This is a genomic window from Amycolatopsis sp. cmx-11-32, from assembly GCF_047608695.1.
Taxonomy (GTDB): domain Bacteria; phylum Actinomycetota; class Actinomycetes; order Mycobacteriales; family Pseudonocardiaceae; genus Amycolatopsis.
Genome location: NZ_JADNQN010000033.1, coordinates 1 through 8298, shown reverse-complemented (window position 1 = coordinate 8298; position 8298 = coordinate 1). Strand labels below are relative to the sequence as shown.

Here is an 8298-nt window from a genome sequence, read left to right as displayed (position 1 = left end):
ACAAAATCTCAAACCGGCTAACCCGCACATCCGGCCCAACCACCACCGCACCCAACAACCGCACCAACCGCTCAACCAAAACAACAACAGAACCACGATCAAACAAATCAGTACTGAATTCGACGAAACCCTCGATACCGCTCGGCTCACCGTCGTCGGCGTGACTCTCGCCAAGGGTGAACAACAAATCGAACTTCGCGGCACCGGCGGCGGCGAACTCCGGAGAGACGTCAAGACCTGGCAGCCGCGGTACTGCTTCCGGCAGGTTCTGGAACGCGATGACGGTCTGCACGAGGGGATGACGTGCCGGCGATCGTCGTGGGTTGAGCACCTCCACGAGCCGCTCGAACGGCACATCCTGCCGCGCGAACGCGGCTAGATCGGTCTCCCGCACCCGGCCGAGCAACTCACGGAAACTCGGATCACCCGACACATCGGTCCGCAACACCAACGTGTTCACGAAGAACCCGACCAGATCATCCAACGCCTCGTCGGTACGCCCGGCGATCGGCGTCCCGATCGGGATGTCCGAACCCGCACCGAGTCGCGACAGCAACGCCGCCAGCGCCGCCTGCACGACCATGAACTCCGTGACCTGGATCTCCCTGGCCAGCTCCGCTATCTGCTTGTGCAGTGCGGCAGGCAGGTGGATGGGAAGTGTCTCGCCGCGGTTGCTCGCGATCGCGGGTCGTGGCCTGTCGGTCGGCAGGTTTAGTTCCGCGGGCAGATCCCGTAGTGCGGTCAGCCAATAGTCGAGCTGCTGTGCGACGGCACTGTCGGGATCGTCCTCGTCGCCGAGCAGTTCCCGCTGCCACAACGTGTAGTCCACATACTGCACCGGCAGCGTCGTCCATTGTGGAGCGGAGTCGGCCGCCCGCGCCGCATACGCGGTCGCCAGATCGCGAGCCAAGGGCGCCAAAGACCACCCGTCGCCGGCGATATGATGCACGACAGCCAGCAACACGAACTCGTCCGGATCGACTCGGAACAGCCACATTCGGATCGGCAGCCCACCCGCCAGATCGAACGACTCACGGGCAGCCGATTCCACGGCGGCCCGGACACCAGCCGGGTCGATGTCCACGACGGACACCTCAATGACAGCGGCAGCTGAGTCGAGCACCTGCTGTCGCGGAACTCCGCCCACGGCGGGGAACACCGTCCGCAAGCTCTCGTGGCGCGTCACCACGTCCGCGACCGCGACACGCAGTGCGTCGATGTCCAGGTCTCCGCGAAGGCGCAGCATCAGCGGGATGTTGTACGTCGCGGATGGCCCCTCAAGCTGGTCGAGGAACCACAGGCGCCGCTGCGCGTACGACAACGGAACCACGTCCGGCCGCGGCATCGACCGCACGCCTCGACGTGCGCCTGAGCTGGTGTCCAGCGCGGCGGCGAGACCGGCGACAGTGGGGTTCTCGAAGAGCGCGCGAATGCCCACTTCGACGTCCATGACGGACCGGATTCGGCTGATCAGCCGGGTGGCCAGCAGCGAATGCCCACCGAGGGCGAAGAACCCGTCATCGATGCCGACCCTGGGCACCTCGAACACCTCGGCGAACAAGCCGCACAGGATCTCCTCAAGCGGTGTCCGCGGGTCACGGCCCGGCTCGGCCGCGAAGTTCGGCGCCGGCAGCGCACGGCGATCGAGCTTTCCGTTGGCGGTCAACGGAAGTGTCTCGAGGAACACGATCGTGCCGGGCACCATGTAGTCCGGCAGCAGGCTCCGCAGGTGATCACGCAGGTCAATCGACTGCGCCACGCCCTCAGTCATCACATAGGCGGCCAATTGCTTGCCATGCCGCACGTTGTCGTGGACCGTCACCGCTGCCCGGGTGACTGCGGCGTGCCGTTCGAGGGCGGCTTCGATCTCACCGAGCTCAATCCTGAACCCACGGACCTTCACCTGGTCATCTGCTCGGCCGAGGAACACCAGCTGTCCGTCGTGGCTCCAGTGCACAAGGTCACCGGTCCGGTACATCCTGCTGCCCGGCGACTGGAACGGGCACGCTAAGAACCGTTCCGCGGTCTGCCCGAAACGGCCGAAGTACCCGCGGGCGACGCCGTCGCCCGCGATGTAGAGCTCGCCGGGCGTCCCCGGCGGGACCAGGCGAAGTCGCTGGTCGAGCACGTACACCTGGGTGTTGGCGATCGGTGTGCCAAGCGACACGGGTCCGTCGCCGATCTCGGCGGCGGTGGACCAGATCGTGGTCTCGGTGGGCCCGTAGAGGTTGGTCACCCGGTCCGTCACCGCGCGCAATTCCTTGGCCAACGTCGCGGGTAAGGCCTCGCCTCCCACGAGAACTCGCAGGCCGCGCAACGGTTCCGGGTTCTCGGACACCAGCGACTGCCACAGCGTCGGAGTCGCCTGCATGACCGTGGCGCCGCTGCCCCGGATCAGTACGCCCAGGTCCGCGGGGTCGACCGTTTGGGCGAGGACGACGGTCCCGCCGGTCAGCAGCGGGGCATACAACTCCAGCGCGGCGATGTCGAAGGTGGTCGTGGTGACCGCGACCAACCGGTCTTCTTCGCCCAGTTCGAGCCGCTCCAGCATGGAGTGCAGGAAATTGGCGAGGTTGGCGTGGGTCACCACCACGCCCTTCGGCCGCCCGGTCGAACCGGACGTGTAGATCACGTACGCGGCGTCGTCCGGGTGTGCGCCGACGCGGGCGGCCGGCGCCGCCGCGCTGGCCGGCTCGTCCAGCGACAGCACCCGGACGTCGGTGTCAGGCAAGGACACCGAGTCATCGGTGACCACCAGCGTGGGTTTCGCGTCCGCGAGCACATACCCGGTCCGCTCGGCCGGATGGGCCGGATCGAGCGGTAGATACGCGGCTCCGACCAATGATACCGCCAGCATGGTGGTCAGCAGTCGTTCGGAGCGAGGCAGGGCGACGGCGACGACATCTCCCTTGCCGACGCCACAGGTATTCAGCACAGCCGCCAAGCGTTGCACTCCGGCTGCGATGTCCGAATAGGACACAGTGGACTTACCGCACCGCAGCGCGACGTGGTCCTTGAGCCGCTCCGCCTGGGCCAACACGAGGTCAGGGATCGTTGCGAACCCGTAGGCGCGGCCGGTGTCGTTCCAGTCTGTCAGCAACTGGCGGCGTTCCGCGGGTGAGAGGACCTCCAGCGCACCGACGGCACGGTCCGGCTCGGCGACCGCGGCGGTCAGCACGCGTGCCAGCCGTTCGCCGATCACCGCCACAGTTTCGGCATCGAACAGGTCCACCGCGTACTCGATGGCTCCGGCCAGCCCGGCCGGGCGTCCTTCCGCGGAAAGCTCTTCGCGCATGTTGAAGCCAAGATCGAACTTGGCGGCGTCGGTGCTCGCGTCGTGCCCGTCGACGACCAGTCCTGGCAGATCGACCACAGCGTCGGCGTTGTTGTGGAAGCTGAGCATCACCTGGAACAGCGGATGCCTGGCCAGCGAACGCTCCGGGTTGAGGACCTCGACCAGGCGCTCGAACGGTGCGTCCTGGTGCGCGAACGCGGCGAGATCGGCCTCCCGGACCCGGTCGAGCAACTCACGGAAACTCGGATCACCCGACACATCGGTCCGCAACACCAACGTGTTCACGAAAAACCCGACCAGATCATCCAACGCCTCATCGGTACGGCCGGCGACCGGCGTCCCAATCGGAATATCCACACCCGCACCGAGTCGCGACAGCGTCACCGCGAGAGCGGTCTGCACCACCATGAACACCGTCGCGCCTGCCGACCGCGCCAGGCACAGCGCTGCCTGGTGCACGTCGGCGTCCAGGTGGAACGCAACGGAATCGCCGCGATACCCGGCCACCGATGGCCTCGGCCGGTCGGTCGGCAGGTTCAACTCCGCGGGCAGACCGGCCAACCGGTGCCGCCAGAACTCGATCTGGTCGAAGATCGGGCTGGCCGGATCGTCCTCGTCACCGAGCAGTTCCCGCTGCCACAGCGCGTAGTCCACGTACTGCACCGGCAACGGCGGCCAACTCGGCGCCTTTCCTCGCAGACGCGCGGAGTACGCCGTCGCCAGGTCACGCGCCAGTGGCGCCAACGACCACCCGTCACCCGCGATGTGATGGATCACCACCAGCAACACGTACTCGTCCAGGGCGACCTGGAACAACCGCACCCGGATCGGCGGTTCCCCAGCCAGATCAAAGGGTTCACGAGCCTTCGCATCCACCGCCGCATCAACATCATCAGGGTCCACAATGGATACCTCGACGACGGCGTCCGCTGGGTCGAGCACGCGCTGCCTTGGACTTCCATCCACGACAGGGAACACAGTCCTGAGCGTCTCGTGCCGGGCCACCACGTCGGCCACCGCGGCCCGCAACACTTCGATGTCGAGCGTTCCGGACAGCCTCAGAGGCAAAGGGATGTTGTAGGTCGCCGACGGGCCCTCAAGCTGATCGAGGAACCACAACCTCTGCTGCGCGTACGACAACGGCACCAGGTCGGGTCTCAACATCAAGCCGAGCGGAGCTCGGGCCGCCGTGCCGGACGCGCCCGCCACCAGCTCCGCGACGCCTGCGACGGTCGGTTTGTCGAACAGGGCACGGATGCCGAGTTCGGCGCCGACGGTGGACCTGATCTTGCTGATCAGCCGGGTCGCCAGCAGCGAATGTCCGCCCAGTTCGAAGAATCCGTCGTCGATCCCGACGGATGGTACCCCGAGCACGTCCGCGAACAAGCCGCACAGGATTTCTTCGAGCGGTGTACGCGGACCTCGGCCCACGGTCACGGTGAAGTCCGGTGCCGGCAGAGCCGCACGATCCACCTTGCCGTTCACCGTTACCGGCAAGGCGTCCAGCAGCACGAAAGCCGAAGGAACCAGGTAGTCCGGGAGTGCCGCGGCGGTCGAGTCCCTGAGCTGTGCCTGGGTGAGTTCCGCACGTGGTTGCGAGACGACATAAGCGACAAGCCGAGTGTCGCCCGGGCGGTACTGGTGCGCGACCACGACCGCCTGCGCTACCTGGTCCACCCGTCGCAGCGCGGCTTCGACCTCGCCCAACTCGATTCGGAAGCCACGGATCTTGACCTGATCGTCCGTACGGCCGATGTAGACCAGGTTGCCGTCGGGCAACCAGCGCACCAAATCGCCTGTGCGATACATCCGCTCGCCAGACGCACCGAACGGGCACGCCACGAACCGCTCCGCGGTCAGCCCAGGACGGTTGACGTACCCGCGTCCCAGCCCAACCCCCGCGGTATAGAGCTCACCGGGTATGCCCGGCGCGACGGGACGCAGGTGGGCATCGAGCACGTACACGCGCATGTTCGGTAACGGCCGACCTATCGGCACCGGCACGGCCCACTCCGTGGCATTGCCGGGCAACCGGTATCCCGAGATCATCTGTGTCTCGGTCGGACCGTACTGGTTGTGCAGTCGCTGTTGCGGGCGAGTGGTGTAGAACTCGCGCACCTGCGGACTGAGCGTCATCGCCTCGCCCGCCTGCGCGACATCGGTGAGCCTGGTCAACGCGATCCCGTGCTCTCCGGCGGCGTCGAGAACGGCCTCGACGACGACGTTCGGCGAGAACAGCTCGCTGATCCGATGCCGGTCGAGCCAGCGGGCGAACAGCTCGCCGCTTCGCCGGGTGTCCTCGTCGGGGATCACCAGTTCCTTGCCCAGCGCGAGCGTCGCCAGGATTTCCTGCGCGGCGACGTCGAAACTCATCGCGGTGAACTGGGCGGTCCTGATCCCTTCGCCTGGCGGGAAAACAGTGCCATGCCACCGGATCACGTTCACCATCGCGCCTGCAAGGACCAGCACGCCCTTCGGCCGTCCGGTCGACCCCGAGGTGTGCACGAGATACGCCGGGTTCGCCGAATGCAGTGGCTTGGTCCGGTCGGCGTCCTGCGGATCCCGGACCAGCTGACTGGCCAGTTCCGCCATGGTGGCGTGGTCGTCGAGCACCACACATGCCGCGCCGCCGAGGTCCGGCAAGTCCGCGCGCACTTGACCCGTGGTGACCACCATCGCCGGTTTGCCGTCGTCCACCAGGAACGCCTTGCGCTCCACCGGGAACTCGGGGTTGATCGGCATGTACGCGGCGCCGGCCTTGTAGGTGGCCAGCAGGGACATCACGAACTCGGGCGACCGCGGCAGCGCCAAGCCGACCACGGACTCCGGCCCAACCCCGCCCGCGATCATGTGCCACGCCAACCGGTTGGCCCGCTCGTTCAGTTCGGCGTAAGACAGTACGACTTCGTCAGTCCGGAGCGCGGGCGCGTGCGGTGCCGCCCGGACCCGTTCCTCGAACAAGCCGGGGATCGAATCCGCCGGGATCTCGGTGGCTGTGTCGTTCCACGCGGCCAGCAGCGCACGCTCATCGTCGGTCAACAGGTCGACCGTGCTGATCCGGCGATCGGGATCCGCGGTCACGGCTGCCGTCAGCCTCAGCCATCGGTCTACCAGGGTCTTCACCGTGCTGCCGTCGTACAGATCCGTGCTGTACTCGACGAAGGCACTGATGCCCGCGGCCGTGCCGTCGGCGTCAAAGGTCTCGGTGAGGTTGAAGAACAGGTCGAACCGGGCGCTGCCGGTGTCCACATCCATCGGGGCGCCAGTCAGCCCTGGCAGACCGAACGCCGCCTCCGGCGCGTTCTGCAGGGCGAGCATGGTCTGGAAAAGCGGGTGGTGCGACAACGAACGCACCGGGTTGAGCACCTCGACCAGGTACTCGAACGGGACGTCCTGGTTGTCATAGGCTCCGAGCGCGGAGTCCTTGACCCGCCTCACCATGTCGCGGAATCCCGGGTCACCTGAGGTGTCCGCGCGGACCACGAGAGTGTTGACGAAGAATCCGACGAGCTCATCGAGTGCCGGGTCGAGCCGGCCGGCGATCGGACTGCCGATCGGGATGTCCGTACCCGCGCCCAGCCGGGTGAACAGGCCGGCCAGGCTGGCATGCAGCACCATGAAAAGAGTGGCGTTCTGGCCATCGGCGATCTGTCGCATGGCCTGGTGCAGTCCGGCGTCGATGTCGAAGAACAGCACCTCGCCGTCATACGAGGCCACCGACGGACGCGGCCGATCGGTGGGCAGTTCGAGCTGTTCGGGCAGTCCAGCAAGGGCTTCGGTCCAGTAGCGGACCTGGCGCGCGAACAGGCTTGCCTCGTCACTCTCGTCGCCGAGCAGTTCACGCTGCCAGAGCGCGTAATCGACGTACTGCACCGGCAACGGCGTCCACGTTGGCGCAGTGTTCACACGACGGGCGGCATACGCGTCCGCGAGATCACGAGCCAGCGGCCGCAAAGACCAGGCGTCAGCCAAAATGTGGTGCAGCAGCAGCGAAACCACGTGGTCGTCGGGGCCGAGGACGAACAGGTCGACGCGCACGGCCGGCTCGGACGCGAGATCGAATGGGTAGCCAACGGCCTCGGCCAACGCCGGCGCTACATCGGCTTCGGCGACTTCTCGTACATGCAGCGCCAGGGACGCGGCGTCAAGCACCACCTGCGCCGGATCGCCGTCGATCTCACGGAATACCGTCCGCAAGGTCTCATGCCTTACCATGACGTCACCCAGCGCGGCGCTCAGCGCGGCCCGGTCCAACTCGCCGGAAAGCCTTAGCACCAAGGGCATGTTGTAGGTCCTGCTCGGACCTTCCAGGCGGTGCAGGAACCACAGGCGCCGTTGCGCGAAGGACAGCGGCAGCGTCCGCGAGCGTGCCATTGGCCGCAAGGGCGTGCGGGCGGTTCCGGCTCCGTCCAGGCGTTTCGCGAGTTCTGCGACAGTCGGCGCCTCGAACAGGACACGCACCTCGATCTCGACACCGAGGACTTCCCTGATCCGGCTGATCAGCCTGGTGGCCAGGAGGGAATGACCGCCCAGTTCGAAGAAGCCGTCGTCAATCCCGACCGACGGGATGTCCAGCACCTCCGTAAAGACCTCGCAGAGGGCCCGCTCGGCCGCTGTGCTCGGTGCACGATCCGGCGCCGCGGACCCGAACACCGGGTCCGGCAGCGCGGCACGGTCCACTTTGCCGTTCGGCGTCAGCGGCAGTGCGTCCAGTACGACGAATCCGGCGGGAACCTGGTGGTCAGGCATCCGCGCGGCCGCGTGTGCCCTGACCACTACTGTGTCCACAGTGGACCCTGTGGCGGATACGAGATAGCCGATCAGGCTCTCCCCTCGCAAGATCACCACCGCGGTGGCCACTGCGGGATGTTGGCAGAGGACGGCCTCGATTTCGCCGGGTTCGATCCGGAAACCACGGACCTTCACCTGCTCATCAGCACGACCCGCGAACTCCAGCTCACCAGCATCATTCCACCGAGCCAGATCACCCGTGCGATACATCC

General features: G+C 66.6%; 1 protein-coding gene. It reads right to left on the bottom strand.

Features of this window, described 5'->3' with window-relative positions; all coding sequences use genetic code 11:
• The coding region (locus tag ACM6LR_RS39070) for an amino acid adenylation domain-containing protein (RefSeq protein ID WP_414945628.1) at positions 1 to 8296 on the bottom strand (8296 nt) is incomplete at its 3' end.
• Positions 8297 to 8298: the final 2 nt, after the last annotated feature.